At 72.6% G+C, this 25,775-nt stretch carries 29 protein-coding genes and 1 pseudogene; 11 read left to right on the top strand and 19 right to left on the bottom strand.

Annotated features, from left to right (window positions below; all coding sequences use genetic code 11):
- Positions 1-90: 90 nt before the first annotated feature.
- The 4 genes from Aau02nite_RS00675 to Aau02nite_RS00660 are packed head-to-tail and all read right to left on the bottom strand — an operon-like array spanning position 91 to position 3,507.
- Positions 91-1,278 carry an ABC transporter permease gene (locus Aau02nite_RS00675; RefSeq protein ID WP_212986295.1) on the bottom strand — a complete coding sequence of 396 codons (1,188 nt, stop codon included), beginning with the start codon at positions 1,276-1,278 and terminating at the stop codon, positions 91-93.
- Positions 1,275-1,931 carry an ABC transporter ATP-binding protein gene (locus Aau02nite_RS00670; RefSeq protein ID WP_212986294.1) on the bottom strand — a complete coding sequence of 219 codons (657 nt, stop codon included), beginning with the start codon at positions 1,929-1,931 and terminating at the stop codon, positions 1,275-1,277. The genes Aau02nite_RS00675 and Aau02nite_RS00670 overlap by 4 nt, the downstream gene beginning before the upstream one ends.
- Complete coding sequence (locus Aau02nite_RS00665; RefSeq protein ID WP_212986293.1) at positions 1,928-2,962, bottom strand: peptidoglycan-binding protein; 1,035 nt, start codon at positions 2,960-2,962, stop codon at positions 1,928-1,930. Before Aau02nite_RS00665 ends, Aau02nite_RS00670 begins: the two co-directional genes overlap by 4 nt.
- Positions 2,959-3,507 (bottom strand): hypothetical protein, encoded by a 549-nt coding sequence (locus tag Aau02nite_RS00660; RefSeq protein ID WP_212986292.1) that lies wholly within the window; start codon positions 3,505-3,507, stop codon positions 2,959-2,961. The genes Aau02nite_RS00665 and Aau02nite_RS00660 overlap by 4 nt, the downstream gene beginning before the upstream one ends.
- A 106-nt stretch (positions 3,508-3,613) precedes the next feature.
- Here Aau02nite_RS00660 and Aau02nite_RS00655 point away from each other — a divergent pair, with 106 nt between their 5' ends.
- The 3 genes from Aau02nite_RS00655 to Aau02nite_RS00645 all read left to right on the top strand — a co-directional run bounded on the left by Aau02nite_RS00655 (position 3,614) and on the right by Aau02nite_RS00645 (position 8,075).
- Complete coding sequence (locus Aau02nite_RS00655; RefSeq protein ID WP_212986291.1) at positions 3,614-4,270, top strand: response regulator transcription factor; 657 nt, start codon at positions 3,614-3,616, stop codon at positions 4,268-4,270.
- Complete coding sequence (locus Aau02nite_RS00650) at positions 4,267-5,451, top strand: sensor histidine kinase (RefSeq protein WP_212986290.1); 1,185 nt, start codon at positions 4,267-4,269, stop codon at positions 5,449-5,451. Before Aau02nite_RS00655 ends, Aau02nite_RS00650 begins: the two co-directional genes overlap by 4 nt.
- A 218-nt stretch (positions 5,452-5,669) precedes the next feature.
- Positions 5,670-8,075, top strand: a complete 2,406-nt coding sequence (locus Aau02nite_RS00645) for a trypsin-like peptidase domain-containing protein (protein WP_212986289.1) — start codon at positions 5,670-5,672, stop codon at positions 8,073-8,075.
- Position 8,076: 1 nt separating this feature from the next.
- Here the strand turns inward: Aau02nite_RS00645 and Aau02nite_RS00640 are convergent, their stop codons facing one another.
- Both Aau02nite_RS00640 and Aau02nite_RS00635 read right to left on the bottom strand, forming a co-directional pair.
- On the bottom strand, positions 8,077-8,382 hold the full coding sequence (locus tag Aau02nite_RS00640; protein WP_212986288.1) for a trypco2 family protein: 306 nt from the start codon (positions 8,380-8,382) through the stop codon (positions 8,077-8,079).
- Between the two features lie 30 nt (positions 8,383-8,412).
- The gene (locus Aau02nite_RS00635) at positions 8,413-9,783 is read right to left on the bottom strand and encodes an FAD-binding oxidoreductase (RefSeq protein WP_212986287.1); all 1,371 of its coding nucleotides are present in this window, start codon (positions 9,781-9,783) and stop codon (positions 8,413-8,415) included.
- A 156-nt stretch (positions 9,784-9,939) separates the two neighbouring features.
- Between Aau02nite_RS00635 and Aau02nite_RS00630 the strand changes: the two genes are divergently transcribed.
- Positions 9,940-11,376, top strand: a complete 1,437-nt coding sequence (locus Aau02nite_RS00630; protein ID WP_212986286.1) for an aldehyde dehydrogenase family protein — start codon at positions 9,940-9,942, stop codon at positions 11,374-11,376.
- On the opposite strand, the gene Aau02nite_RS00625 is transcribed toward Aau02nite_RS00630, so the two are convergent.
- Both Aau02nite_RS00625 and Aau02nite_RS00620 read right to left on the bottom strand, forming a co-directional pair.
- Positions 11,366-12,283 carry a DNA-3-methyladenine glycosylase family protein gene (locus Aau02nite_RS00625; protein WP_212986285.1) on the bottom strand — a complete coding sequence of 306 codons (918 nt, stop codon included), beginning with the start codon at positions 12,281-12,283 and terminating at the stop codon, positions 11,366-11,368. The genes Aau02nite_RS00630 and Aau02nite_RS00625 overlap by 11 nt on opposite strands.
- Positions 12,280-12,645: a VOC family protein gene (locus Aau02nite_RS00620; protein ID WP_212986284.1), complete on the bottom strand. Its 366-nt coding sequence runs from the start codon at positions 12,643-12,645 to the stop codon at positions 12,280-12,282. Before Aau02nite_RS00620 ends, Aau02nite_RS00625 begins: the two co-directional genes overlap by 4 nt.
- A 73-nt stretch (positions 12,646-12,718) precedes the next feature.
- On the opposite strand from Aau02nite_RS00620, the gene Aau02nite_RS00615 reads away from it, so the two are divergent.
- Positions 12,719-13,201, top strand: coding sequence for a MarR family winged helix-turn-helix transcriptional regulator (locus tag Aau02nite_RS00615; protein ID WP_212986283.1), 483 nt, complete (start codon positions 12,719-12,721; stop codon positions 13,199-13,201).
- Here the strand turns inward: Aau02nite_RS00615 and Aau02nite_RS00610 are convergent.
- From Aau02nite_RS00610 to Aau02nite_RS00600, 3 genes are all read right to left on the bottom strand, one after another.
- Positions 13,152-14,114, bottom strand: a complete 963-nt coding sequence (locus tag Aau02nite_RS00610) for a DUF4034 domain-containing protein (protein ID WP_212986282.1) — start codon at positions 14,112-14,114, stop codon at positions 13,152-13,154. The genes Aau02nite_RS00615 and Aau02nite_RS00610 overlap by 50 nt on opposite strands.
- A gap of 66 nt (positions 14,115-14,180) precedes the next feature.
- On the bottom strand, positions 14,181-14,711 hold the full coding sequence (locus Aau02nite_RS00605; RefSeq protein WP_212986281.1) for a GNAT family N-acetyltransferase: 531 nt from the start codon (positions 14,709-14,711) through the stop codon (positions 14,181-14,183).
- Complete coding sequence (locus tag Aau02nite_RS00600; RefSeq protein WP_212986280.1) at positions 14,701-15,111, bottom strand: hypothetical protein; 411 nt, start codon at positions 15,109-15,111, stop codon at positions 14,701-14,703. Before Aau02nite_RS00600 ends, Aau02nite_RS00605 begins: the two co-directional genes overlap by 11 nt.
- A 546-nt stretch (positions 15,112-15,657) precedes the next feature.
- Between Aau02nite_RS00600 and Aau02nite_RS00595 the strand changes: the two genes are divergently transcribed.
- On the top strand, positions 15,658-16,353 hold the full coding sequence (locus Aau02nite_RS00595) for a phosphatase PAP2 family protein (RefSeq protein ID WP_212986279.1): 696 nt from the start codon (positions 15,658-15,660) through the stop codon (positions 16,351-16,353).
- 5 nt (positions 16,354-16,358) lie between these two features.
- Here the strand turns inward: Aau02nite_RS00595 and Aau02nite_RS00590 are convergent, their stop codons facing one another.
- Complete coding sequence (locus Aau02nite_RS00590; RefSeq protein ID WP_212986278.1) at positions 16,359-17,030, bottom strand: hypothetical protein; 672 nt, start codon at positions 17,028-17,030, stop codon at positions 16,359-16,361.
- 389 nt (positions 17,031-17,419) lie between these two features.
- Positions 17,420-18,031, bottom strand: a complete 612-nt coding sequence (locus Aau02nite_RS00585) for a hypothetical protein (RefSeq protein ID WP_212986277.1) — start codon at positions 18,029-18,031, stop codon at positions 17,420-17,422.
- A gap of 208 nt (positions 18,032-18,239) precedes the next feature.
- Here Aau02nite_RS00585 and Aau02nite_RS00580 point away from each other — a divergent pair, with 208 nt between their 5' ends.
- On the top strand, positions 18,240-18,656 hold the full coding sequence (locus Aau02nite_RS00580; protein WP_212986276.1) for a hypothetical protein: 417 nt from the start codon (positions 18,240-18,242) through the stop codon (positions 18,654-18,656).
- A 7-nt stretch (positions 18,657-18,663) separates the two neighbouring features.
- Here Aau02nite_RS00580 and Aau02nite_RS00575 read toward each other — a convergent pair whose 3' ends face one another.
- Positions 18,664-18,894: a hypothetical protein gene (locus tag Aau02nite_RS00575; RefSeq protein WP_281420945.1), complete on the bottom strand. Its 231-nt coding sequence runs from the start codon at positions 18,892-18,894 to the stop codon at positions 18,664-18,666.
- Positions 18,895-18,908: 14 nt separating this feature from the next.
- Between Aau02nite_RS00575 and Aau02nite_RS00570 the strand changes: the two are divergent.
- Both Aau02nite_RS00570 and Aau02nite_RS48010 read left to right on the top strand, forming a co-directional pair.
- Positions 18,909-19,426 (top strand): annotated as a pseudogene (locus Aau02nite_RS00570) (family 65 glycosyl hydrolase); the annotation flags it as partial.
- A gap of 64 nt (positions 19,427-19,490) precedes the next feature.
- Entirely contained in the window at positions 19,491-19,763 is a 273-nt protein-coding gene (locus Aau02nite_RS48010) for a glycosyl hydrolase family 65 domain-containing protein (protein ID WP_438841082.1), read from the top strand.
- 5 nt (positions 19,764-19,768) lie between these two features.
- Here Aau02nite_RS48010 and Aau02nite_RS00565 read toward each other — a convergent pair whose 3' ends face one another.
- Entirely contained in the window at positions 19,769-20,257 is a 489-nt protein-coding gene (locus Aau02nite_RS00565; RefSeq protein ID WP_212986274.1) for a GNAT family N-acetyltransferase, read from the bottom strand.
- A gap of 269 nt (positions 20,258-20,526) precedes the next feature.
- Here Aau02nite_RS00565 and Aau02nite_RS00560 point away from each other — a divergent pair, with 269 nt between their 5' ends.
- Positions 20,527-20,694: a hypothetical protein gene (locus Aau02nite_RS00560; RefSeq protein WP_212986273.1), complete on the top strand. Its 168-nt coding sequence runs from the start codon at positions 20,527-20,529 to the stop codon at positions 20,692-20,694.
- 108 nt (positions 20,695-20,802) lie between these two features.
- Positions 20,803-22,098 (top strand): hypothetical protein, encoded by a 1,296-nt coding sequence (locus Aau02nite_RS00555; RefSeq protein ID WP_212986272.1) that lies wholly within the window; start codon positions 20,803-20,805, stop codon positions 22,096-22,098.
- 7 nt (positions 22,099-22,105) lie between these two features.
- On the opposite strand, the gene Aau02nite_RS00550 is transcribed toward Aau02nite_RS00555, so the two are convergent.
- From Aau02nite_RS00550 to Aau02nite_RS00535, 4 genes are all read right to left on the bottom strand, one after another.
- Positions 22,106-23,278, bottom strand: a complete 1,173-nt coding sequence (locus Aau02nite_RS00550) for a MarP family serine protease (RefSeq protein WP_212986271.1) — start codon at positions 23,276-23,278, stop codon at positions 22,106-22,108.
- Positions 23,279-23,374: 96 nt separating this feature from the next.
- Complete coding sequence (locus Aau02nite_RS00545) at positions 23,375-24,601, bottom strand: RNA polymerase sigma factor (RefSeq protein ID WP_212986270.1); 1,227 nt, start codon at positions 24,599-24,601, stop codon at positions 23,375-23,377.
- Positions 24,601-25,008, bottom strand: coding sequence for a YciI family protein (locus tag Aau02nite_RS00540; RefSeq protein ID WP_212986269.1), 408 nt, complete (start codon positions 25,006-25,008; stop codon positions 24,601-24,603). The genes Aau02nite_RS00545 and Aau02nite_RS00540 overlap by 1 nt, the downstream gene beginning before the upstream one ends.
- 111 nt (positions 25,009-25,119) lie before the next feature.
- Positions 25,120-25,704: a hypothetical protein gene (locus Aau02nite_RS00535; RefSeq protein WP_212986268.1), complete on the bottom strand. Its 585-nt coding sequence runs from the start codon at positions 25,702-25,704 to the stop codon at positions 25,120-25,122.
- Positions 25,705-25,775: the final 71 nt, after the last annotated feature.

The following is a 25,775-nucleotide window of genomic DNA, read 5'->3' as shown; positions in this document are numbered from 1 at the left end:
GCCCACTCCTTCGCAATCCCCCACGTGCACGAACGACATCACTATCGTGGTTCCGCTGTCCGTTCCCTGCCTCGGAGGCGGTTAGCAGCGTCAGTGCGACAGGGCCTGGCTCGGGGGCAGCCGCGCCGCGCGGGCCGCCGGATACAGCCCGGCCACCATGCCGACCAGCATCGTCGCCACGACACCACCGGCGAGCGCCCATCCCGGCACGACCGGCGACCACGACCGGTACCCGGCGTAGCCCGCGGTGACCGCGGCGCCGATCAGCACCCCGGCGACGCCGCCGAGGGTGGCCAGCAGCAGCGACTCACACAGGAATTGCAGCCGGATCTGGCCGCGGGTGGCTCCCAGGGCCCGGCGCAGGCCGATCTCGGCCCGCCGCTCCAGCACCGAGATGACCATGGTGTTGGCCACCCCCACCCCGCCGACGACCAGGGCCACCGCGCCCAGGCCGAGCAGCAGGCCGTTGAGGGCGCTGTCGGCGGCCCGGGCCGCGGCCAGCGCGTCGGAGGGCCGCGACACCTTGACCTCGTTCGGGGCCTCGGGGTTGACCGTCGCCGCCAGCACCTGGCGGACCTGCTCGACCGAGTACTCCGCCGAGCGGGTGTAGACCGTGGTCGGTGAGCCGTCGAAAGCCAGCAGCCGCTGAGCCGCCGACCAGCCGATCAGCGCGCCCGAGTCGAGCTCGGGGGCCAGCGGCACCGGCCCCAGGATGCCGACCACGGCGAACCACTGCCCGCCCAGCCACACCCGCGGACCGGGTGCTGTGATGCCGAGGCGGTGGGCGGCGGCCGCGCCGAGCACGACCGCCGGGCCGTCGGCGGCGTCGCTGAGCCAGCGGCCGGCGGCCAGGCGGGCGCCGACCGTGCCGAGCAGGTCCGGCTGAGCGGCCAGGACGGCGATGCTGCCGCTCTCGCCGGACGGGATGTGCTCGTTGCGGTAGACCTTCGCCTCCAGCCGGCCGGTGGCGGTGGCCGACTCGACCGGGGCGATACGCCGCACCATCGCCGGTGACGCGGCGGGCAGCTTCGCCTCCTCGCCGCCCAGGGTCTCCCCCGGGGCCACCGTCAGCAGGTTCGTGCCCAGCGCGTCCAGCGTGCGGTTGAGGTCGGCGCGGCTGGAGGCCGAGATGCCGACCACGGCCAGCATCGCGGCGATGCCGATCGCGATGCCCAGCGCGGACAGCACGATCCGCAGCGGCCGGGTCCGCAGGCCGGCGGCGCCGACCCGGACGACGTCGCCGGGGGCGAGGCGCGCGGGACGCAGGCGCGCGGTCATGCCGCCGCCAGCCGGCCGTCGCGCATGTGCAGGCACCGCGGCAGTCCCCCGGCTATCTCCCGGTCGTGGGTGATCAGCACGACCGTGGTGCCGGTGGCGTGCAGCGAGCGCAGCAGCTCCAGCACGCCCGCGCTGGCCACGGAGTCGAGATTGCCGGTCGGCTCGTCGGCGAGCAGCACCGCCGGGTCACCGACGACCGCCCGGGCGATCGCCACGCGCTGGCGTTCCCCGCCGGACAGTTCGTGCGGGCGGTGGTGGGCCCGGTGCTCCAGGCCGACGCGTTGCAGGGTGACCGCGGCGCGGCGGCGGCGCTCGCGGCGGCGTACCCCGGTGTAGAGCAGGCCGTCGGCGACGTTGTCGAGGGCGGACACGCCGGGCGCCAGGTGGAACTGCTGGAAGACGAAGCCGATGGTGCGGGCCCGCAACGCCGACAGCGACCGGTCGGGCAGGCTCGCCACGTCGTGGCCGTCGATGCTCACGGTGCCGGTGGACGGCCGGTCGAGGGCGCCGAGCAGGTGCAACATCGTCGACTTGCCCGAGCCGGACGGGCCGACGATGCCGACCAGTTCGCCCGCGTCCACGTGCATCGACACCGAGCGCAGGGCCGCGACGCCGCCGGGGTAGGTCTTGCCGACCTCGCTCATCCGGATCATGCCGGCATCCCCACGGTCATCCCGTCAGCCAGCCCGGCCCCGCTGACCTCGGCGCGTCCGTCGGCGAACATGCCGACCTCGACCGGCAGGTAGCGGGTCACGCCGCCCTCGACGACCTGCAGGCCGTACCCGCCCTCGGCCAGCGCGACCAGCGCCGCGACCGGCACGCTCAGCACGTTCTTGCGCTGCTGGCCGGTGTAGGTGACCTCGACCGGGGCCTCGCGCAGGCCGCCGCCGGCCTTCGGGTCGCGCAGCTTGATGGTCACCGGGACCGTGGGGTCCTTTCCTTCCTCGGCGGTCGCCTTGGCGCCCACGTGGGTCACCGTGCCGGGACTCTTCTTGCCGCTGGGCAGGGTGACCGACACGGCGGCGCCGGGCTGGGCCCAGTCGGCGGCGTCGGCCTCGGCGTCGACCGTGACGACCGCGCCCGCGCCGGTGTAGGTGAGCACCTCGCCGGTGGCGGGGTCACCGACCCGGACCTTGTGCTCGGCGACGCGGATGGTGCCGGTGGCCACCACCACCCACGACGAGGTGACGGTCCCGGTCCGGGGCAGGCCGAGCTTCTTCTGCCAGCTGCGGACCGCGCGGGCGGTCGCCGCGCTGTACTCGTCGTCGACGGTGAAACCCCCGTAGCCCAGCTCGCGCAGGTTGCGTTCGAACTGCAGGACGTCCGGGCCGTCGACGCCCGGTGACAGCGGCCGGTAGAGCGGCAGGACGCCGGTGAGCAGCACCACCCGGCGGTTGTCGGCGCGCAGCACGGTGCCGCCGCGCTCGATGGTGCGGCCCGGCTTGGGCAGCCACGTCACGGTGCCACCGGCCGCGGACTTCATCGGGACGGGCGTGCCGTAGCCCAGATCACCGTCGACGGTGACGGATTTGGCCAGCGTCTGGCGCCGTACCGTGGTGGTGGCCGCCGGCCCCGCGGCCGCCGGCGGGGTGTCCGGGTCGTCGTCGAGAGCGACCGCGGCCGCGCCGGTCGCCCCCAGGGTGGCCACCGCGGCGATCACCACCAGGGCGGTGCGGCGGGTCACCGGCTCACCTCCATGCCCGGCATCACTCCCGCGCCGAACTGCGGGCACTTCTCGCCGATCTCCGCCAGCTTCTCGAGGTCGTCGTCCTCGCCCGCCTTCATCTTGAACCCGCCGGTCTCCGGGTCCGGGTCCGGGAAGCCGGGCACGCCGTTCTCCCGCACGCACTTGGCGTAGTCGCGGGCCTTGGCCAGATCCTCGGCGGTGGCCTTGGGCCGCTCGCCGCCGTTGGGCAGGAACTCCCGGCACTTCTCCAGGGCGGCATCCATCTTCTTGGCCGAGGCCGCGTCGCCGACGGTCGTGGCGGGCATCCCGGCCATCCCGTCGGGGCCGGGGTCGGGCATGTCGATCCCGGCGGTGCGCATGCACTGGGCGAACTTGCGGCCCAGGGCCGCGTTGTCGACCGGCGCCGACGCGCCCGCGCTCGGCTTGCCGCCGCCGCCGGCCGAAGCCACCTGCTGCTCCTTCTTGTCGGCGGCGCATCCGCTGAGCGCGGTCACGAGCAGCAGGGGTACGGCGATCAGCCGCATCCGGTATCCGTGGGTCATCACAGCTCCTCTCGGGTCGGGAGCCACCACACCAGGACGCCGGTTAAATGATCATTAGCGCCGGCGCTAACAGGGTTCTAACGGGTTCGCCGTGCACCATGGCCCGGTGCGGATACTGGTGGCGGAGGACGAGGTCGTGCTGGCCGAGGCGATCGCGGAGGGCTTGCGGCTGCAGTCGCTGGCTGTCGACACGGCCTACGACGGCGACGCCGCCCTGCAACGGCTCGCGGTCAACAGCTACGACGTGCTCGTGCTGGACCGGGACCTACCGGTGGTGCACGGCGACGACGTGTGCCGGGCGGTGGTGCGTTCCGGCTCGCCCGTACGGGTGCTGATGCTCACCGCCTCGGGCGCGCTGGCCGACCGGGTGGCCGGTCTGGGCCTGGGCGCCGACGACTACCTGCCCAAACCGTTCGCGTTCGTCGAGCTGATCGCCCGGGTCCGGGCCCTGGGCCGGCGCGCCCGCCCGGCGGCCCCACCGGTGCTGGAACGCGCGGGCCTCCGCCTGGACACCGCTCGCCGCCAGGTCTACCGCGACGGGCACCACGTCGCCCTGTCCCGCAAGGAGTTCGCCGTGCTGGAGGAGCTGTTACGCGCCGACGGGGCGGTGGTCAGCAGTGAGCAGCTGTTGGAGAAAGCCTGGGACGAGCACACCGACCCGTTCACCGGCGTGGTGCGGGTGACGATCCTGACGCTGCGCCGCAAACTCGGACCGCCGCAGGTGGTCACCACCGTGACCGGAGTGGGGTACCAGATCCCGTGACGACCCACCGACTGACCGTCCGGGCCCGGCTGACCGCCCTCTACGGCGGGGTGTTCCTGCTGGCCGGGGCGGCGTTGCTGGCCATCACCTACCTGCTGCTCGCGCAGGCGCTGAACACCAGCTCCTTCAGCCAGGAGGCCGTGTTGGCCGTACCTGGGGTGCGGATCGCCGCCGCGCCCGCGGCCGCGCTCGAGACCGTCCCGCAGGGCCTCACCGCGACCCAGGATGCGGAAAGTGTGGAGCTGGTGCGCCTCGCCGGGGAGCTGCAGGCGCAGTTCCGCCGGCAGACGCTGACCTCGTTGCTGCAACGCGGCGTCATCGCGCTGGCCGGGGTGGCGGTCATCGGCATCTGGCTGGGCTGGCTGATGGCCGGGCGGACCCTGCGCCCGCTGCAGCAGATCACCGCGACCGCCCGCCGGGTCGCGGACCGCAACCTGCACGAACGCATCGGCCTCAGCGGCCCGAAGGACGAGCTGCGGCAGCTGGCCGACACCTTCGACGACATGCTGGCCCGCCTGGACGCGGCCTTCGGCTCACAGCGCCGTTTCGTCGCCAACGCCTCGCACGAGCTGCGCACCCCGCTGACCATCAACCGGACGCTGATCGAGGTCGCGCTGAGCCGGCCCGACGCGCCGGCCGAGACCCGCCGGCTCGGTGAGACCCTGCTCAGCGTCAACACCCGCCACGAACGGCTCATCGAGGGCCTGCTGGTGCTGGCCGGCTCCGAACAGCACCTGACGACCCGCGAACCGGTCGACCTGGCCGCGGTCACCGAGCGGCTCGTCAACGTGGCCCGGCCCGAGGCCGACGCCGCCGGCATCACCCTGCACGCGTCGCTGAAACCGGCACCGGTGCACGGCGATCCGGTCCTGCTGGAACGGCTGGTGCAGAACCTGCTGCGCAACGCGATGACCTACAACGTGCCCGACGGCGAGGTGCGCATCTCCTGCGCCGGTCAGCGGCTCACGGTCACCAATCCGGGGCCGGTCATCGCCGCGTACGAGATCCCGGGGCTGTTCGAACCGTTCCGCCGGCTGACCGACCGGATCGGCTCGACCGAGGGCAGCGGCCTGGGCCTGTCCATCGTCCGGTCGATCGTGACCGCCCACGGCGGCACCGTCACCGCCGACCCGCGCCCCGGAGGTGGCCTCGCCGTCACCGTCGAGCTGCCCGACCGCTAGGGACGTTGCTGACGCGCGACGAGACGAGCTCACGGTGGTGTTCGACTCGGTCGGCTACCGGCATTGGACACCGGCGGCGCTGGACAACGGGCTGCTCAACCTCGACTGAGGATCTGCGGTGTCCGGTTGCGGCAACCGGTCGGCGCGGCTATGAACAAGGGAAAGCTCACCTCCCGGAGGTGCCGCACAGTGTCCGGACCGCCGAATCGCATGATGCGATGAGCATCGCCCGGGACCGGGTCGTCGCCGTGCAGCGCGCATCGCGCTCGAACGACCCGGCAGTGGGAAGTGGCTACCTGATCGCCCAAGGACTCGTCCTGACCGCCGAACACATCGTCGGCCGCGACGACGCCGCGATCACTGTGACGGCACTCGACGGCAGGGCCAGCGCAGCGCAGGTCGCCTGGCGTGCCGGTGGCGACCGGGACATCGCGCTGTTGTCCGTCGACGATCCGCAATGGCCCGCGACGAGAATCGCCCCTGTTCCGTTCGGCCGCACGATCTCCGGCTCCGAACGGGTGGAGACGGCAGCGATCGGCTTCCCGATCGGGCAGCGCACCGACGACACCCTCGACACCCGGCAGTATCAGGGATTCATGTCGGCCGGCACGGCCCACTTCGCGCCCGTCGACCAGATGGACGTGACGGCCGGAGCGTCGTTCCGGGGCCGGCGAGGATCTCCCCACTACGGTGCTTCCGGCGCGGCCGTCGCCTGCGCCGACAGCCGGATTCCCCGGTGCGACGCCATCCTCGGAGTGATCGTCGAGGACCGGGGCGCGAGCGACCACTCCGCGCTCGGCGTGGCACCGGTGTGGCCCCTCGCCGACGACCCGGAGTTCCGCGACGTGTTCCGGCGCCACGCCGGGCGGCCACCGATCGTGGAACCGGTCGAGCTGTCGGGCGCCCTGCTGCCACGCTTTCCGTCATTGCTGCATTCGCCCGCCTCGCTGTTGCTGCCGGAGTCGGCAGTGGCGTCCTTCGACGGCCGCGGAGACGAACTGGCTCGGCTGCAAGCGTGGTGCGATGGGCCGGCAGCGGCATCGGAGGTATTCGTCGTCCAGGGACCGGGTGGTGCCGGCAAGACGCGCCTGGCCCGCGAACTGCTGCGCCTGCGGACGGAACAGGGCTGGACGGGCGGTTTCCTCGACCCCGATTCCTCGGCCGAGTTCCCGGACATCGCCGGCACCTGCATCCGCACCGCGGTGACGCCGCTGCTGCTCGTCATCGACTACGCCGAGACGGTCAGTCCCGCCCGGCTGAGCAGCGTCTTCAGTGCGGCGAAGGCGCGGATCGGGACCCGGCCACTCCGGTTGCTGCTGCTGACCCGTGCCGGCCCGTCCTGGCTCACCGCTCCCCCGTTCCGGATGCGTCTCGACGAGCAGCGCCTCATCGCGCTGCCGCCGCTGTATCCGACGGTCACCGAGCGGCATGCCGCATTCCGGCGATGTGCGCGGGAGTTCGCTCTGCGCCTGTCCCGGGCCGAAGTCCGCGCGGATCAGCCGCCGGACGCCCAAGCCATCGACTGGCCGGTCAAGGCGGCGCAGCTGGCCGTACGCCATCGGCCGCTCGACGCCTACGAATTCTCCGATGCACTCACCCTGCAGATGACGGTGCTGACCGATCTGCTCCCGCGGCGGGGAACCACGCGCCGGACGCTCAGCATCGAAGCCGATCTGCTCCAGCACGAGTCGGCCTACCTCGATCGGCACGCCAACCGGCGAGGCCTGGGACTCGACCCGGACACGCTGCGGGTGATCGTCCTTGCCAGCGTCCTGTTCGGCGCGGACAGCGAGGCGAACGCCAAGCGGCTGCTGCGACGGCTGTCGGTGCTGAGCGACGTCGACGGGGATCGCCTGCATCGCATCGTCGCCTGGCTCACCGATCTGTATCCGCGGACCCACGACGCCTACCTGCAACCGATGCGGCCCGAACGGCTCGGCGAATCCCTGATCATCGAAGCCGAGCGCACCGGCGAAGCCGCCCGGCTCATCACGACGCTGGCTCCGTACGCGACAGCCGGGCAACTGGACCACTGCGAGGCGGCCTTGCACCGTGCGGTCGCGACCTACGACGTCACGGTCAATCTGGCCGAGGCGGCGCTCGCCCAGGCGATCCGGCCGAGCCCGGCGCCCGATCCGCGCCCAGCACCGACCCACGCTCCTGACCTCGACGTTCCTGGCCGGGTTGTGGAGCGGCGGACGACGCATGATCCGGATCCCGGCCCGCCGCGGCACCATGATGAGCCGCGGCGCTGGCGGATCGTCGACACCTGGCGATACTTCTACACACCCGACCGTTTTCCCGGCCAGTGGAGGGAAGGGCGGTGTGACGTGTCCCAGCAGGAGGGCGCACACCAGTGGACCGCGCGATGGCACGTCGATCCGGCCGCAGGGACGCCGCAGAGCACCGAGGTGCATTTCGTCGACGACTCGGGTCCCGTGGGCGCCGGCTACAGCTGGCACGAAGTGTCCGGAACGCTGACGCCGTACCGCACCGTCCTGGTGTCCTGGCGTGCAACGGCAGTGTCGGTCAGCGACGTCGAATCGATCTGGGAACAGTGGGGGCCGGAAATCCCGCCACCCGGCCCGCCCCCGCACCCCGTTCCGGGACCGCCGCGGATCTGAGCTACCGCTTCCCTTGGTCAGCCACTTTGACACCCCGCCGCCCCTGGAACTCCGGTACGAGCGTCAGCTTGATCTTGTGGACGGACGCGTTGGAATGATCCACACCGCCGCCGACGGTCACCACGCTCCACAGACCTGCCTTGGCCTCACCCTTGCGCACCGACGTGACGCTGACCTGCAACTCCACGTCCACACTGGTGCAGACGAAGCGCATGTCCTCGCCCTCGGACCGTTCGACGGCGTCGATCAGCTGCTCACGAAGGCTGGCGAGCGCCTCCGCGACGGTCAGTTCACCGCTTGTCTCCATACCTTCGCAGCCTATACATCGGACTCGATGTCACTGCCCGAATAGGGACGGGACGGCCGAGGCGAAGACGTCGTCCGGGTCGTAGTGGCGCTTGGCGGCCAGCAGCCGGCTCAGGTTGGCGCCGTAGGAGTCGCGGGAGCGGTCCTCGTCGTCCGGGCCCAGCAGGTTCGGGTAGCCGCCCGGCAGCGCCAGCTCGTCCAGCGCCGTCGCCGTCGATTCCGCCCACGCGCGATGAGGTTCGGCCGGCTCGCCGGGCTGCCAGGCGGCGATCACCTCCAGCACGGTGTGCGGCGCGCGCTGGGCGAAGGCCGTCGCCGCCGGTTCCACTCTGGACGCGGCGCCGTGGAAGCGGTTGAGGATCAGGGCTGAGAACGGGGAGGTGATCTCGGTGGCGGCGGTGACGAGGGCGTCCACTGCCGGGGGCGGTACGTCGGGCAGCCAGCGGGTGCGCAGCAGGTAGTGGTTGCCGTCGACCATGCTGCGGTCGAACATGCTCAGCGCGGCCGCGTACGGCATCGGGCCGATCTGGTCGACGATCGGGTCACCCAGGGAGCGCAGCCGGGCGATCGCCTGCTCGCCCGCGGCGGGCTCGCCGCACCAGAACGGGCACAGGAACGCCAGCGGCCCGCTCGGGCCGGGCAGGAAGCCCGTCATGACGCTCAGCTCGTCCGGGGCGCCGGCCATGATCTCGGCGTGGCCGGACAGGACCGCGGCGCCCTGCTCCAACGGGAACATCAGCATGCCGGTCAGGATCGAGGGAACCTCGTGCAGCCGGTAGCGCAGCTCGGTGACCACGCCGAAGTTGCCGCCGCCGCCGCGCAGGGCCCACCACAGCTCGGTGTCGTCGTCCGGTCCGGCGGTGACCGTGGTGCCGTCGGCCAGCACGACCGACGCGCCCAGCAGGTTGTCCAGGCTCAGGCCGTAGCGGCCGATCAGCGGGCCGTAGCCGCCGACGGTGGTCAGCCCGGCCAGGCCGACGGCGCGCACGACGCCGGTCGCGGTGGCCAGCCCGTACGGGGTCGTGGCAGCCAGCAGGTCGGCGGTGATCGCGCCACCCTGGACCGTGGCGGTGCGCCCGGCCGCGTCGACGGTGACGCCGCGCATGCCGGTGAGGTCGATGACCAGTCCGCCCTCGCGTAGGGCCCGGCCGGCCCAGTCGTGGCCGCCGGAGCGCACCGACAGCGGCAGGCCGGCGTCGCGGGCGGCCCGTACCGCCGCGCTGATCTCCGCCCCGTCGGTGCAGCGGGCGATCGCCGCGGGTTGCCGCGTCACCGCCGCGTTCCATACCTGGCGGGCGGCGGCGAACCCGGCGTCCCCGGCCAGCAGCAGCCGGTCGGCGAGCAGCGGGCGCAGGACCCGGACGGCGCCGGCCAGGTCGGCCGGGGTGCTGGTGGCGGTCATGACGCCTCCGATGCGCGGGAGCGGGACGGGCGAGGTGCGGCGACCGTACCGCGTCGTCACGGCCCGTGAAGTCGCCAACACGACTCGCGCTCCCGGATGGGAGATCTTCACCGACTAGGGTGGGCTCGCCTCATCGTCCGGCCGGCTGGGAGAGTCATGCAGCATCAGATGTTCGTGGACGGCGTGTGGATCTCCGCGCTGTCCGGCGCCACCACCGTCGCGAGCAGTCCGGCGACCGGCGAGCAGCTGGGCACCGTGCCCGACGGTGACCGCGAGGACGCCCGCGCCGCCATCTCCGCCGCCCGCCGGGCCACCATCGGCTGGGCGCGGCTTTCCGCCTTCGAGCGGGCCGCCCTGCTGCACCGGGTCGCGGACGTCATCGAGTCCCGGCGCGACGATCTGGCCCGCACGCTGACCCTGGACCAGGGCAAGCCGCTGCGCGCCGAGGCCTACGACGAGGTCGACGAGCTGGTCACGTACTGGCGGATGGCCGCCGAGGACGGCAAGCGGCTGGGCGGATTGCTGCCGAACTCGGCCAGTACCGGCAAGCGGGCCCTGCTGGTGCGGCGCCCGCGCGGAGTGGTCGGGGTGATCACGCCGTGGAACTGGCCGTACACGATGCCCGCCGAGCTCATCGCCCCCGCGCTGGCCAGCGGCAACACCGTGGTCTGGACGCCGGCGCCGTCGACGGCCGTGTCGGCCGTCGCGCTGGCGCAGTGTGTCGCGGAGGCCGACCTGCCGCCCGGTGTGCTCAATCTGGTGACCGGCCCCGGCCCGGTGGTGGGCGACGAGATCGCCCGGCATCCCGGTACGGACGCGGTCGCCTTCATCGGCTCCACGGCCACCGGCCGCTCGGTGGCCGGCGCCGCGGCGGGCAAGGCGACGCTGCTGGAGATGGGCGGCAACGGTCCGCTGGTGGTGCTGGCCGACGCCGACCTCGACCGGGCCGTCGAGGGCGCCCTGCAGGCCTGCTTCCTGTGCGCCGGGCAGAGCTGCACCGCGGGCGAGCGGCTGCTGGTGCACCACGCGGTGCGCGACGACTTCGCCGAGCGGCTGGCCCGCGCGGTCACCGACCACGTCCGGCTGGGTGATCCGCTGGACGACGCCACCACCATGGGCCCGCTGAACAATGCCGGGGTCGCGGCCAAGATGGACGAACACGTCGCCGACGCGGTCCGCCGCGGAGCCTCGGCGCTGACCGGCGGGGCCCGGGCCACCGGCTTCGCCACCGACCTGTACTGGCCGGCCACCGTCCTCACCGGCGTCCCGGCCGACGCCGCGGCCGCCACCGAGGAGACCTTCGGCCCGATCGCCCCGATCGTCGCCATCAGCGGCCTCGAGGAGGCCGTCGAGCTGACCAACGCCTCCCGGTACGGGCTGCTGGCCGCCGTCTACACCGCCGATCTGAGCACCGGGCTGGCCTTCGCCGACGCGGTGCGCACCGGCTGGGTCAACATCAACGAGTCCACCAACTACTGGGAGAGCCACCTGCCGTTCGGCGGGCGTTCCGGCTCCGACAGCGGCCTCGGGCGCGTCGGCGGCGCCCACCCGATGGAGGCGTTCACCGAGCTGCAGACCGTGATCATCGGCTGAACCGGACGTCGGCGAGCCGGCCGGCGGCGACCTCGTCGGCCAGCCAGGCGCGCAGCAGTAACGCGACCCACGTGCGGCAGGGACGCCAGCGCTCGGCGACCGCCTCCAGCTGCGCGAGATCCGGATCGTCGCCGAGGTCGTAGCGGACGGCCATGGCCCGGTGCAGCCTTTTCTCGTTGCGGGGGAAGGCGTCGGGGTCACCGGCGCCGCGCAACAGGATCAGCTCGGCGGAGAACGGGCCGATGCCGGGCAGGGTCTGCAACCGGGTCAGCGCCTCCTCGGGCGGCACGGCCCGCAGCGGGGCGGCATCGAGCTGTCCGTCGTCGGCCGCCCGGCCCAGTGCCTGCAACTGCTCGATCTTGCGGCCGGTCAGACCCGGGAATTCGCGCAGGCCCGCGAGCCGGTCGGGCGCGGGGAACGCCGGCAGCTGTGCGTCGCCGAAGTCGATCGGCTCCCCCAGCCGGGTCGCCAGCCGGGTACGGATGGCCGCGGCCTGCGTCCGGCGGATGCGCTGCCCGATGATCGTCCACACGGCGGCCTCGTACGGGCTGTGGAACTGCACCGGCCGCAGTCCCGGGTAGCGCGCCCGCAGGTCCGCGATGACCGGATCGCGTTCTCCGACCGCCACGAAGCCGGCGCCGTCCACGTCCAGCGACAGGATGCGCTCGACCTGCGCCCGGATGGCTTCCAGCGGCACCGCCCCGGGATTGGCGACCACGTCGGCGAGCAGCCCGGCACCGTCCTCGGTGACGCGCACGCCGACCGGGGTCCAGCCGTGCTCGGCCGGGAACGCCAGATCGAGCCGGGCCTCGTCGCCGCCGCCCTGCCCGGCCGAGAACCCCTCGACGAAGCGGGCGGCGCTGCGCAACGAGAACGGGCCGCGGGCCCGCATCCGGAAGGTGGTCACGGCTTGTCGTGGATCGTCACGGCGTAGCCGTCGGGGTCGGTGAAGGTGAAGGTGCGGCCGAACGGGCCGTCGAAGGGCGGCGTCACGATCGGCACGCCGGCGGCGGCGAGCGCATCGTGCAACGCCTGGCTGTCCGTGCTGTGCAGCCACAGCGCGACGCCCAGCCCGGGCCGGCCGGCGTCGAGATCCACGCCGGGCAGCGGCTCGCGCACCGCGAAGGCCACGGGCTCGGTGGCGAAGACGACCGCGCCGGGCGGGCCGGCCGGGAGCCGGCGCAGGCCGAGGTACTGCTCGTAGAAGGCGGCGGCGCGGGGCAGGTCGCGCACCTGCAGGGCGATGAAGTCCGGTCCGGTAACCGTCATGGCGCACTCCTGGCGTCTCGGGATTCGCTATGTCAAAGTCCTGACATCCGGCAGCGTATGTCAGGATGCTGACATGGTGCAACAAGAAATGCTCGGGCCGGTGGAGAACGCCGTCGGCTACGTCCTCAAAGAGGCCGCGGTGGCGCTGCGCACCGCGATGGATGCGGTGCTGCGACCGCTGCAGCTCACCGTCCCGCAGTACGCCTGCCTGGAGCTGCTCGGCCAGCGCCCCGGCCTGTCCAACGCCGAACTGGCCCGCGGGACCTTCGTCACCCGCCAGTCGATGAACGTGGTGCTGCACGGCCTCGAGGAGCGAGGGCTGGTCATCCGGCCGGCCACCGCCGCCCGGGGCCGCGAACTACCGGCCGAGCTGACCCCGGCCGGCCGCGATCAGCTGCGTGCGGCCAGCTCGGCGGTCAGCGCGGTGCAGAAGAGAATGTGTACGGGCCTGAGCCCGCAACGGCAGCAGGAACTGCTCGAGACCCTGGCCGCCTGCGCCCGTAACCTCAGCCCCGGTGCTGATACACCCGTTCCCGGGCCGCCGCGAACTCCGTGACGACGTCGCCGCTGTAGCTCCACGGCCATTCGGTCACCCGGTCGCCGATCATGTCGAAGACCCGCGCCGCCGCCTCCAGCTCGCCGGCCTTCTCCAGGCCCATCGCGAAGGAGTTGGCCCGCGGGAACCAGCCGACGCCCGCGGTGAAAGCCGGGTGGAACAGCGACTTCTGCACCGCGGCCAGCATGTCCGCACGCACCGGCGCACTGCGCAGGTACGCGTCGTCCTCGCCCCGCGGCAGCGACAGCCACTTCTCGATGTGCGCGACGACCAGGATCTCCGGCACCAGGCTGCCGACCGGGGCGGCCGCGGCGGCCTCCCGGGCGAAGGCGAACATCTGCTCGTCGCTGCCGAACCACTTGGCGCACAGGTACTGCAGGTGCTGCTCGTGCGCGACGACGTGCGCGGGGTGACGCTTGACCACCTCGGCGAAGCGGGCGGCGGCCTCGTCGGGGGCGACCTGCCGGCCGCGGGCCGAGGTCACCAGCCAGGTCCACGCGGTCACGTTGTCCGGGTCGCGGTCGGCGACCTCGTCCAGGGGGTTCTCGGCGATCCGCAGCCGGCGGTGGAACTCGCGGAACTGCTCCTCGCGGGTGTGCTCGGCCCGGGCGCCCCCGCGGGCCTCCCAGGCCCAGAACACGCCGTGGCAGCCCTTCAGCAGCAGCGGCAGCGTGGCGTGCGGCTCGGCGGCGATCCACTCGCCGATCCAGTCCTGCACGCCGTCGACACCGGCCGCGTACTCCATCAGGTACGCCTGGGTGTCGGGATCCGGCGCCCCGTCGAGGATGGCGCGGATCGTGGACCGCTCCCGCGTCGCCACGGCGGTCATCAGCGCGCGCACCTGCGGGTCACCGTTGGCTGGATCGATCGTGAGGCCGGCCGCCGCCGGACCGCGCTTCCTGAAGGGCCACATGTGAAATTTCCTCCCCGTGATGGCCGGAGATCCTAAAGGATCATCCGGCCATCCGGGGTACCGGATTCAGGCGTCGATCAGCTCGCCGGCCAGCAGACCCATCGTGTACTGGTCGTACCACCGGCCGTCGCGGCGGAACACCTCGCGCAGGCGGCCCTCCTGCACGAAGCCGACCTTGCGGTACGCGCGCCAGGCCGCCTCGTTCTCCGGCACCACGGTCAGGGTGATCTTGTGCAGGCGCATCTTGTCGAAGCCGTAGCGGCACACGGTACGCACCGCGTCCGTCGCGTACCCCTTGCCCCAGTAGTTCTTCTCGCCCAGATAGATGTCCAGCTCGGCGATGCCCAGCTCGGGCTCGGCGCCGTGCAGCCGGACCAGGCCGATGAGCTTGTCATCGGCCTGGACCTCGACTCCCAGCAGCACGTCGCCGTACTCGTTGCGGGTCCGCTCCTCGCCCAGCCACCGCGTCACCTGCGCCAGCGACTGGGGATGGTTGTCCTGCATCCAGCGCATGACCTGCGGGTCGTGGTTCCACCGCCACAGCGCCTCGGCGTCGGACGGTTCCATGGCTCGCAGTCGCACCAGATCACCCAGCATGGTTGCCAGGATTATCACGGCCGGGGGCGGCCCGCGACGTAAATAGCGCCGTCGGCCACCGCCAAGTCGCGGGCGCTTCTGCCCCCGGTGGCCAGGATCCGGGCGGGTCACGGTAGCCGTCGATCACCTCGATGCGCTGCACCGGCTTCGGGGTGGCGATCGTGGCCTCGTACCGCCAGAGGCTGCCCGCGGTCAGCCGGTAGGCGCCGATGCCGGGCGTGCCGCCCGCCGGGGTCGCGTAGATCCGCCAGCTCGCCGGCCCGGCCGGCTCCATGTCGCGGACCCGCACCCGGGTGGCGACGTCCCGGGTGCGCCAGCCCGCGCGCCCCGCCCACGTCCCGGTGTGGGTGTGCACCACGCCGGCCGCGTCGAGCTGCATCCACACCACGAACGGCGCCACCCCGAGAGTCGTGCCGCCGAGCGGAAGGTCACCGAGGCCGGGTCGAAGGCGGTGTAGTAGATGTTGCGGTGGTAGCGGTCGTGCCGGTGCCCGTCGGCGGCCTGGATCGGCGTCGGGTAGTTGTGCGAGTCGCTGTCGCCGCCGGCCACCCGGACCGGATCGCTCCGGACGCCGGTGCGGTGCTCGTAGGACTGCACGTAGTTGTCCTCGTACTGCCCGGCCCAGGAGATGGACGTGCGGCCCGCGGCGGCGTCGTACACGCCGCCGGCGACCGGCCGCCGGTCGCGCCCGCCCACTGACACGGACACGGTGATCGGTGCCGCAGAGGTGTCGTCCTTCTGCCCGACCGCGATCCGCAGCTTGCAGTCGTCGCCCGCACGGCGTACGCGGTGATGTTGCGCCCGGACGAGACGGTGACCGGCAGGAACCGGCCGGGACCCAGCTGCCGCGCCATCCACGGTCCGTAGTAACAGCGGGTCTACATACAGGAAATGCGTCCACATATGTGCATAGATTTAGAAAGCGGTTCTGGGGTAGAGAGGGATGATGAAGCTCGGTAAGCGGCTCACGACGGCGTCCGCCCTGGCCCTGCTGGGACTCGTGCCGTTCGCGCTGATCGCCGCGCTCGTCGCCGGCGGCTGGTCCCCCCTGCACGACCTCGACCGGACGGTCACGAACTCCCTGCACACCTGGGCGCTGGGCCATCCGCACTGGACCGGGGCGAACATCTGGCTGACGAACATCTTCGCCCCGATGCCCCTGCGGGCGGCGGCGCTGTTCCTGGTCATCTGGCTGCTGCGGCGCCGGGCCAAGCGGCTCGCGCTGTGGGCGGCCACGACGATGGCGGTCGGCGGCATCCTCGGCGTGTTGCTGAAGCTGCTGGTCGGCCGGCACCGCCCCGACCTGCTGGAGCCGGTCGCCCGCGCCACCGGCTACTCGTTCCCGTCCGGGCACGCGCTCAACGCGGCGCTGGCCGCCGGGGTCTTCGTGCTGGTGCTGCTGCCGGTCGCCCAGGGTGCGATGCGCTGGGTGCTGTGGTGCTCGGCGATCGCGGTGACGGTGCTGTGCGGCCTGAGCCGGGTCGTGCTGGGCGTGCACTGGACCAGCGACGTGGTGGCGGGATGGCTGCTCGGGATCGCGGTGGTCGCGGTGACGGCGGCGGCGTTCCCGCGGCTACGGCCGGAACGGGTCGTCGAGGAGGGCCTGGAGCCCGAGCTGGCGCACGCCCGGCCGCCCCGCTGAGCACCTCACTCCGGCACGTTCCACGCTCTCAGCGTGATGTTGAGGATGCCGTGATCATTCTTCTCGGTGATGGAGTCGACGGTCACGAAGACGAGCTTCTGCGTGGTGCCCCGCGCGGCTGCGTCGTTGCGTGAGGTCAAGAAGCAGAAGGTCAGCCCCTCCGCTGGAGCCACCGGTGACTGCGCGGGAGTGGTTCTGATGTTCTCGAGGCAGTCGGCGGGAGTGGCGCTCTGACCCGAGACCTCCGCCAGGGGTAGCCCGGTCTGGACGGCGCCGGGGTTGCACTGCTCGTACACCATGTCGCCCTCGGTGCCGCCGATCACGCGGGGCTCGTCGAAGTCGACCGCGGCACCCCAACCGGAGAGGCATTTCTCGGTCTGCACGCGCAGGTGCTGGTCCTGATAGGCGATCGCGAACTCGGCCGTCGGGCTGATGTCGCCCGGTGAGGCGGTCACTCCCGGTTCCAGGGTCTCGGTGGCCGTGTCCGACGGCTCCGTCGTCGGGCTCGCCGGCTCGGGAGCAGCCGGCGTCTCGGCGTCCGCCGGTGGCAGCGGGCGCCCGTTGGCGCTGGTCGCCAGCGTGGTGGCCTTGTCGCTGCGGCCCAGCGCGATCGCCGCGATGACGATCCCGGCCAGGCCGACCACCAGGGCCAGGACCGCGACGACCAGCGTGACCACCAGTAGACCGCCACGACTGCGCGGGGCCGTCGCGACCGGTGGGCCGCTCCCGCTCGCAGCGGACGGCATGGTCTGAGCGGGCGGGGCAACCGGCATGGCCTGGGTGGGCTGCCCGGACGGCATGGCCTGGGTGGGCATGGCCTGGGTGGGTGTCCCGGAGGGCGGTGGGCCGTAGGTCGCACCGGGCGGCGACTGGGTGCTCCGCGGCCGGGCGTTCCCGTGGGGCGGCCCGCCGTGCGGCGCGGGACCGGCCGGTGAGCCCGGTCGCGCGGGAATCGGGGCCTGCGGATTCGCCGCCAAAGCCGCTCCTGGTGAATAGCATTCCTGGGAGGCCCGAACGTTACGGGCAGCGGGCGGTAAGCGCTAATCCCCGAACGGGTGACATCCGGTCAGGAATGATCGAGTCCGGGATTGCCGAGCCGGATCTCGCCGTCCGGGAACTGACAGGTCAGCTGCACCCGCATTTTCTGTTTCCCGTCCAGCGGGATACGCATCGGCGCGCTTTTCCCCTTGGTGACGACCTGGTTGGCGGCGACCGCGTCATCGGCGAAGACCTTCAGCTGCAGCGGCGTGTCATCATCGCGGGCCTTCGACACCCGCAGTTCCGCCCGCAGCGCCGTGTACCGGCCGAGCAGGTCGTACTCGACCACCCGCCGGCGGTCGCTGGTCTGCCCGGTGGCACAGTGGATCACCAGGTCATCACCGGCCGGCCGGACGTTGTCCGCGCCGACCGTGGGCGTGAGCCGCACCAGCGGCACCGGGGCGGCGGTGACGGCGGGGTCGACTGCGGCGGGTGGGCCGGTCGTCGTGGCGGTCCTCGCGGCCGGGGCCGGGGGCGCCGGCCCGGCCTTGCTCTCGCCGACCGGGGAATGCGGCTGGACCCAGGCGAAATAGGCGATCACCAGCGCGACGAGGGCGATCGTCACTCCCATTCCGCCGAACACGACCTGCATCCAGGCCGACGCCGCTTCGGCCGGCGACTTCCCTTCCGCATTCGACACGCGGCCAGTGTGGCCCATAGGGCGGAGAAATGGCCACGACCGCTCTCGGCGGCGGCACAGAATCGGACAGGCTGTCCGCCGGACGCTTTCCCATGGTGGACGGCGCCGGTCAGAAAACACCACGGCGTGCGCTGGCCACGCATCCGGGCCGACCGCCTTGACAACCTTGGTTGTCGAGCCCACGCTGGGGCATCGAGGGAGGACAGGCATGCACACCATGAGCCCCGCCCGACAGGACCAGATGCGGGCAGAACTGAATCAGCTCGTCCAGCGCTGGGCGCGGCAGCTGGACGAGGCCACTCCGGATGACGATGGCCAGGCGGACGCCTCGGCGACGCCCGACCCGGCCGCACGACGACGCTCACAGCTCGCGCGCATGACGGCGGGCGAACACATGCGGGAGCTCCTGGCCGGGTTGATCGCCAAGAGTGCCGCGGACGCCACTCTGTACGGGGCGGGATATCCCGAGCTGGGCGAGGCGGTGGGCATCAGCCGTCAGGCGGCCCGCAAGCGGTGGCCGCACCTGGCGGCAGCCCTCGGCGGGCGTCGCGCGCGTAGCTGGAAGCAGCCGCCCGGCGGTGTCGGATGGGCCACGGACAGCAGCCTGGGCTACCCGGGCGGCTAGCAGTCCGTCAGCCGAACGTGAACGCGTGGGCCATCGCGCCGGGGTCGAGGAAGGTGATCTCGAATAGGTGGTCCACGACCGGGCCGGGACTGCGGACGAGCTGATACAGCCGGGGTTCGGTCAGAGTCCCCCGGCCCTCGGCGTCCACGTCGAGGCCCGCGGCCCCGGCCGGCGGCTGCCCGTCGAGCACGACGCGGAACCGGGCCGGCTCGGTGCCGGGCTGCGGGCTCATGACCAGGTGCAGGTCGCGGCGTGGAAGCGGGTACGGCCGGCTTCCACGTCAACGCCGACATCGCCGACGCGGTCCTGCGCTACCGGATGGTCACCGGTGACGACACGCTGGACCGCGAGTGCGGCGTCGAACTGCTGGTCGAGACGGCCCGGCTGTGGGACTCCTCGGCCACTCCGACCGGCGCGGCGGCTGGCACCTGCCCGGCGTCACGGGGCCGGACGAGTACAGCGCCCTGTCCGACGACGACATCTTCACCAACCTGATGGCGGCCCGGAACCTGCGCGGCGCGGCCGACGCCGTCGTCCGGCACCCCGACCTCGCGATCCGGTTCGGCGTCACCGACCAGGAGGCGTCGTCCTGGCGTACGGCGGCCGACGCGGTCCACCTGCCGTACGACACCGAACTGGACGTGCACGCGCAGTCGGCGGGCTTCACCGGCCACCCGGAATGGGCCTTCACCGACGATCCGGCGCAGTACCCGCTGCTGCTGAGCGCGCCGTACTTCGAGCTCTACCGCCGTCAGGTGGTCAAGCAGGCCGACCTGGTGCTGGCCATGCACTGGTGCGGCGACGCGTTCACCCCGGCCCAGAAGGCACGGCGGCGTGCTGGCGTTCGACCCGGCGCTGCCGGCGGGCATCGAGCGGCTCAGCTTCGCCGTCCGCTGGCGGAGCCGCAAGCTGCGCGTCACCGTGACCGCGGCGCAGGCCACGTACGCGCTGCACGACGAGGACCCGCGACCGCTGGCGCTCGTGCATGCCGGCACCGGCATCGAGGTGACCAACGACCGGCCGCACACCGTGGCCCTGCACGAACGGGTGGCGGCCCTGCCCACCCCGCAACAACCACCCGGCCGCCGCCCCGGCAGCGAGCAGTGAGCGGGTCACAGATCGAGGCGGTACCGCTGTTCCAGGCGGCCGCTGCGCGGGTGGGGTGAGGCGTCGCCGTACGGGCGCCAGCCGTGGCCCTCGTAGAGCTTGACCGCCCGCGGATTGTCGAGGTAGACGTCCAGCTCGCCGTGGGTGAAGCCGGCTGCGGCGAGCAGGCCGGGCAGGGCCGCCATCAGCTGCCGGGCGACGCCGCCACCCCAGTGGCCGGGCTGCACGGCCAGGTAGCGGATGTCGGCCGTCGTCTCGTGCGCGGCCATCGGTTCGACCGCGGCGAAGCCGACGACCCGACCGGTGTCATCGACCGCGACGAGCAGCAGAGACCGGAGCGAGCTCTCGAGCACCCGCTGGATGATCGGACGGGCGAAGCTCAGCGGCGCGATCTCGGCGTCGCCGTCGCGCGCCGCCGTGGCCTCGGTCCAGATCGTGGCCGCCTCGTCGAGGTGTTCCCCCGGAGCGGCCACCCGGATGTGCAAGCTTGTCATCGGCCGATGATGCCACTGCGCCGAGCCATCCGGCTGTGCACTCACCTGGGTGAACTATCGGGACATTTGCGGGGAAGAGTGCTTGGCTTGCGGTCAGCAGTTCAGCCCCCAACCCTCAGGAGCAGGCCTTGAACGCATCTCGCTTGTTGGGCCGAATCGCCGTCAGTGTCACGGCCGCAGCCGGGCTCGTTGTTGGAACGGCGGGCGCTGCCGTAGCGGCACCGGTGAAGCTCGGTGGATGCGCGGTCGTCACGCCGACCAAGGGTTGGGTGACGCAGACCGTGTGGATCGACAACTACTGCTCCACCGACCGCAGCTTCCGAGTCATCAGCGTCGGCCCGCAGCTCGGCTTCCGGTGCTTCACCGTCGCCTCCGGTACGCGCGGTGGCTGGAGGTTCCCCACCTCCAAAAAGTACCTGTGGACGGAGTTCTGCTAGGCGCAGAGGTGGTGGGGTGCGGTCGCCCCGGGCCCGAAGGTCCAGGCGCGACATCACGTCGCGGATATCGTGGTGCGTGACCGGGACAGCCGGCGCTACGTTGGCGCGGTGAGGACGTTGGCGTGCAGGCATGTCGCCCACGAGTCGCCGTCCCGGGTCTGCCCACACCTGATGGATCCGGCCCGGCACGACGTCAGCCACGTGCGGCTGCTGACCGGGCGGCTGCTGGAATACGACCTCGCCTGCGAGCAGTGCGACGCGGCCGGATCGCCGATCACCCTGGTGGAGGTCTGCGAGGGGTGCGTCGGGCGCCTGAACGAGGAGGCCGAGGACGGCAGTTTCACCGGCTGGCGCGGGCAACCGGGGATCGAGGAACGTCCGGAGGCGGTGGACCGTACGGTGCTGTCCTGGCGCCTGCCGGCCGGCGTCGGATCGGTGCTCGACCTGGCCGCCGGCGCGGGAGGCTCGTGGCTGGTGCTGACCGAGGCCGGCGAGATCGTCGAATTGGAGCCGGAGGACGACCGCCACACCGTGGTGGCGACCGGCGTGCTGATCGCCGAGCCGGACTACGAGTCGTACTCCGGTCTGCCCCTGACGCCGCGGCTGCACACGTCGGCAGGCGGACGGTTCGCCGCGGTCGTCAACGACTACGGGCGTCACGGGCGGGTCGTGGATCTGGGGCGCTCGGGCGCTACGACGCTGCTGCTGGACAGCGGCACCTACCGAACGAACCTCGTACCGTTCTCGCTGGTTTTCGCCGAGCACGCGAGCCGCACCGTCGTGGTGCACCGCACCGACTGGAACCACCTGGACGTGCACGACGCCGCATCCGGGCAGCTGCTGACCGCCCGTACGCCGGACGAGGTCGCCGAGGGCGAGCGTCCCCCGCACTACCTGGACTACTTCCACGGCCGTCTGCACGTCTCCCCCGACAGCCGGTGGCTCGCCGACGACGGCTGGGTGTGGGCGCCGGTCGGGGTCCCCGCGGTCTGGAGCCTCGAGCGCTGGCTGAACGGCAACGTCTGGGAGTCGGAGGACGGACCGTCGTGGCTCCCGCTCTGCGAGCGGGCCTACCGCTGGGACGCGCCGATGTGCTTCGTCGGCGACGACCGGGTCGCGGTCAGTGGCATCGGCTCCGACGACATCGCCCTGCTGGACGGGATCCGGATCTTCCACGCCGCCACCGGCACCGAGGTCGGCACGATCGCCGGACCGGCCGGCGCGCTCTTCGCCGACCGCAGCCGCCTGTACGCCACCGCAGCCGGCGGCCTGGAGATCTGGGATCCGGTGACCGGGCACCGCACCGGCAGCGTGCCCGGCTTCGTGCCCACCTGCCACCACCGCGGCGCCGGCCAGCTCGGCGGGGTACGCGACGGCGTGCTCCACCGCTGGCCGACGGGCTGACCGGCGCTCAGCCGCAGGCGCCGGTCTCGACGCCGCGGGTGCGGTCCGCGCCGAGCTTCGCCGGACCGGACGCCTCCGCCGCGGTCAGCGCGAAGCCGACGTTGCGGTCCTCGCGGGCCACCGCGAAGATCACGCCGAGAACGTCGCCGTTCGGGGCCACCAGCGGGCCGCCGGAGTTGCCGCGGCGCACCAGGGCACGGATCGTGTAGATCTCGCGGGTCACGTCGGCCGAGTCGTCGATGGCCGGGCCGGTGATGTCGCCGGACTCCCGGACCCGGGCGGCCTGGGCGTTGTAGGGCCCGTTGAGCGGATAGCCGAGCACGATCGCGTCGGCGCCCGGGGCGGCCGGCTCGCGGACGAACGGCAGCACCGGCGCGCGCAGGCCCGGCACGTAGATCACCGCCAGATCGCGTTCCGGGTCGAACACCACCACCGTGCCGTCGCGGGGGCCGTCGCGCGTCTCCACCCGGACGGCGCTGGTGCCGGCCACCACGTGCGCGTTGGTCATGACGCGCTCGGGCGCGTACACGAATCCCGAGCCCTCGATCTGCTGCGTGCAGCTCGTGCCCCGGACCTTGATCACCGACCGGCGCGCGTCGGTGACCACCCGGGCCTCGGCCAGCCGCGGATCCGGCGCCGGCACCTGGGCGGCGCCGGTGCCGGCCAGGCCGGCGAAGACGTCCGGGAAGCCGTCGGTGCGCAGCGACTCGCGCAGCCCGGCGGAGAGCGCCTGCGCCTGCGGCGGCAGCAGGCGGTCGACCCCCTGCAGCACCGCGCTGCTGCGGACCTGCTTGTTGAGCCCGGGAAAGGGGGTCGAGGCCAGGGGTACGGCGAGCAGCCCCGCGACGACGAGCACCGCGACCAGGGAGACGGCAGCCCCGCCACCGTCGTCCAGGCGTTGCGCCGACGGGCTCAGGATCGTCCCGCGAAGGCGGGTGCCGAGCCAGCCCGCGAGGGTCTGCCCGAGCACGGCGAGCGCGAGGATCGTGACCAGCGCGACGACCAGCCGTACGGCGCCGTCGGCGAACTGGCCGGCGATCAGCGGGCCGATCTGCAGCCCGATCAGCAGACCGCTGAAGAAACCACCGAAGGAGAGCGCACCGACGACGAAGCCCTGCCGGTATCCGCCGACGGCGAAGGCGACCATGAGCAGGATCAGGAAGCCGTCGACCACGGGCATCCCTCCGCCGTGCTCCGCGCTCTCACGCCGGCCACAGTAAGCGGCACGCCCAACCGCACGGCGTGAGGAACCGATCACGCCCCCTCTTCAGCACGATCAGTCCAGCGCGGCGGCCTTACGCAGCAGCACCGAGCGTTCCCGCTGGTTGGCGCACAGCCGGGCGGCCAGCTCCAGCTCGGCGCGGGCCTCCGAGCGCCGGCCGAGGCGGGTCAGCAGCTCCCCGCGCACGGTCGGCACCAGGTGCGAACCGGGGAGCCGGTCCCGGGCGATCAGCTCGTCCACGATGACCAGGGCCGGCGCCGGGCCCGAGGCCATGGCCACGGCGACAGCCCGGTTGAGCTCGACCATCGGCGAGGGCGCGACCCGGCCGAGCGCCTCGTAGAGCACCACGATCCGGTCCCAGTCGGTCCGGCCGACCGAAGGCGCCGAGGCGTGGGTGGCCGCGATCGCGGCCTGCAGACCGTACGGGCCCAAGCCGCGCGCCGAGGCCCGGGTCAGCGCGGCCATCCCCCGGCCGATCGCCGCGGAGTCCCACAGCCGCCGGTCCTGGTCCTCCAGCAGGACCGGCGAGCCGTCCGGGCCGGTCCGGGCCGGGAAGCGCGCGGCCGTCAGCTCGCACAACGCGAGCAGGCCGTGCACCTCCGGCTCGTCCGGCACCAGTGCGGCCAGCGTGCGGGTCAGCCGGATCGCCTCGTACGCCAGATCCGGGCGCACCAGCTGGTCGCCCGAGGTGGCCGTCGACCCCTCGGTGAAGATCACGTAGAGGACGCTGAGCACGCCGCCCAGCCGTTTCCGGCGTTCACCGGCGGCCGGCAGCTCGAACGGCACCCCGGCCGCCGCGATCGTCTTCTTGCCCCGGGTGATCCGCGCCTGCACGGTCGGTACGGACACCAGGAACGCGCGGGCGATCTCCTCGGTCGACAGGCCGCCGACCACGCGCAGGGTCAGCGCCACCCGGGACTCGGGCGAGAGCACCGGGTGGCAGCTGACGAACATCAGCGCCAGGACGTCGTCGTCGATCCGGTCCGGGTCGATCTCGTCATCGACTGCCGGACCGGCCGCCGCATCGCCCGCCAGCAGGGCGTACCGGTCCCGCAGGGCGGTCCGGCGGCGGATCGCGTCGATGGCCCGCCGCCGGGCCGTGGCCATCAGCCAGCCGGCCGGATTGGCCGGCGCGGCCCGCGGCCACGCCACCAGCGCCTCGGCCACCGCTTCCTGGGCCGCGTCCTCGGCCAGCCCGAGATCGCCGGTGAACCGGGTCAGTGTGGCGACGATCCGCGCCGACTCGCTGCGCCAGACGGCCTCGACGTCGGCCGCACCCATCAGATCCGGCCGGTGCTCTCGCGCTCCTTGACGAACTTCCCGCTCTCCTGCGGAACCTCGTCCTCACCGGGCACCCGCCGCACCTCGATCTTGGAGCCGGGGACAGCCGGGACCCGCTTGGCCCACTCGACAGCCTCCTGCCGCGAGGCGACCTCGACCGTGAAGTAACCCCCGAACAGTTCCCTGGTCTCGCCGTACGGCCCGTCGGTGACCACCGGGGCGCCGGCACCGAAGTGCACCACGGCACCCTGCCCGGGATCGTCCAGCCCCTCGGCCGCGACGTAGACGCCGGCCTGCACCATCTCCTCGATGAACTGCCGGGTCGAGGCCATCATCTCGTCGATCCGGGCCATCATGGCGGCGTTGGTCTCGTCGGTACCCCGCATGATCAGCATGTACTTCTGCATCGCGTTCCCCTCGTCCGGCCGGGCCGCTCGCCGGCCCGCACACCCCCATGTCGAACGGGCGGCCGGCGGATCGACACGGCACCGGGGGGAATCTAGCTGGCGGCTGCCGGATCAGGGGAACACGGTGAAGCCCAGGTCCGGGCGGGCGGCGACGATCGGGTGGAAGTGGCGGTCCGCCACGTGCTCCCAGCGGCGGGCCGTCTCGACCAGGACGACGATGATGCGTTCGACGGTTTCCGCCGGGAGATCCGTACCGGGACGCAGCAGGTTCTCCAGGATCCGCTCGATCGCCGGGTCACCGTCGCCCAGCTCCCGCGATCGCGCGCCGGGTATCTGCAGGGCCAGGAAGTCCTCGGCCAGCCGGTCGGGATACAGCGGCTGGAGCACGTGGGCCGGATCGGCCGCGGGGTAGCAGACCTTGTGATCGTCGAGGACCAGCTCCGCCGGTTCGGCCGCCGAGCAGATCCGGGCACATTCGAGCAGGCTCACGCCGCCCGGGTAGGACAACGGCCCGGCCAGGACAGCGCCCACCACGGCCCGCGACATGGTGGTCAGTTGCGCGTTGATCCGCCCGGCCGCGCGCATGCTCTCCCAGTAGGACCGCTCGCGATCCAACAGGTACGCCGACACCCGCGCCGGATCGGCCAGCGGCACCTCGCCCTCGGCGCCGGCCAGAACCGAGGCCAGGGCCGACATGTGGATCGACAGGACGAGATCGAACTGCTGACCGTGCAGCTGCGTCCAGGGCTCTGCCGCACGGGTTTCCG

Origin of the sequence: Actinoplanes auranticolor, from assembly GCF_018332655.1 — a bacterium.
In the GTDB taxonomy this organism is placed as follows: Bacteria; Actinomycetota; Actinomycetes; order Mycobacteriales; family Micromonosporaceae; genus Actinoplanes; species Actinoplanes auranticolor.
The sequence above is the reverse complement of the archived record's forward strand: the minus strand, read 5'-3'. Positions and strand labels throughout refer to the sequence as shown.

What these genes read in the sequence shown, in the direction of transcription:
- Aau02nite_RS00635 (WP_212986287.1), bottom strand. Translation starts at nt 9,783, where the DNA reads ATGACCGCCACCAGCACCCCGGCCGACCTGGCCGGCGCCGTCCGGGTC.
- Aau02nite_RS00670 (WP_212986294.1), bottom strand. Translation starts at nt 1,931, where the DNA reads ATGATCCGGATGAGCGAGGTCGGCAAGACCTACCCCGGCGGCGTCGCG.
- Aau02nite_RS00640 (WP_212986288.1), bottom strand. Translation starts at nt 8,382, where the DNA reads ATGGAGACAAGCGGTGAACTGACCGTCGCGGAGGCGCTCGCCAGCCTT.
- Aau02nite_RS00675 (WP_212986295.1), bottom strand. Translation starts at nt 1,278, where the DNA reads ATGACCGCGCGCCTGCGTCCCGCGCGCCTCGCCCCCGGCGACGTCGTC.
- Aau02nite_RS00550 (WP_212986271.1), bottom strand. Translation starts at nt 23,278, where the DNA reads ATGCCCGTGGTCGACGGCTTCCTGATCCTGCTCATGGTCGCCTTCGCC.
- Aau02nite_RS00660 (WP_212986292.1), bottom strand. Translation starts at nt 3,507, where the DNA reads ATGACCCACGGATACCGGATGCGGCTGATCGCCGTACCCCTGCTGCTC.
- Aau02nite_RS00580 (WP_212986276.1), top strand. Translation starts at nt 18,240, where the DNA reads ATGCACACCATGAGCCCCGCCCGACAGGACCAGATGCGGGCAGAACTG.
- Aau02nite_RS00630 (WP_212986286.1), top strand. Translation starts at nt 9,940, where the DNA reads ATGCAGCATCAGATGTTCGTGGACGGCGTGTGGATCTCCGCGCTGTCC.
- Aau02nite_RS00620 (WP_212986284.1), bottom strand. Translation starts at nt 12,645, where the DNA reads ATGACGGTTACCGGACCGGACTTCATCGCCCTGCAGGTGCGCGACCTG.
- Aau02nite_RS00595 (WP_212986279.1), top strand. Translation starts at nt 15,658, where the DNA reads ATGAAGCTCGGTAAGCGGCTCACGACGGCGTCCGCCCTGGCCCTGCTG.
- Aau02nite_RS00645 (WP_212986289.1), top strand. Translation starts at nt 5,670, where the DNA reads ATGAGCATCGCCCGGGACCGGGTCGTCGCCGTGCAGCGCGCATCGCGC.
- Aau02nite_RS00615 (WP_212986283.1), top strand. Translation starts at nt 12,719, where the DNA reads ATGGTGCAACAAGAAATGCTCGGGCCGGTGGAGAACGCCGTCGGCTAC.
- Aau02nite_RS00535 (WP_212986268.1), bottom strand. Translation starts at nt 25,704, where the DNA reads ATGTCGGCCCTGGCCTCGGTTCTGGCCGGCGCCGAGGGCGAGGTGCCG.
- Aau02nite_RS00540 (WP_212986269.1), bottom strand. Translation starts at nt 25,008, where the DNA reads ATGCAGAAGTACATGCTGATCATGCGGGGTACCGACGAGACCAACGCC.
- Aau02nite_RS00545 (WP_212986270.1), bottom strand. Translation starts at nt 24,601, where the DNA reads ATGGGTGCGGCCGACGTCGAGGCCGTCTGGCGCAGCGAGTCGGCGCGG.
- Aau02nite_RS00605 (WP_212986281.1), bottom strand. Translation starts at nt 14,711, where the DNA reads ATGCTGGGTGATCTGGTGCGACTGCGAGCCATGGAACCGTCCGACGCC.
- Aau02nite_RS00610 (WP_212986282.1), bottom strand. Translation starts at nt 14,114, where the DNA reads ATGTGGCCCTTCAGGAAGCGCGGTCCGGCGGCGGCCGGCCTCACGATC.
- Aau02nite_RS00565 (WP_212986274.1), bottom strand. Translation starts at nt 20,257, where the DNA reads ATGACAAGCTTGCACATCCGGGTGGCCGCTCCGGGGGAACACCTCGAC.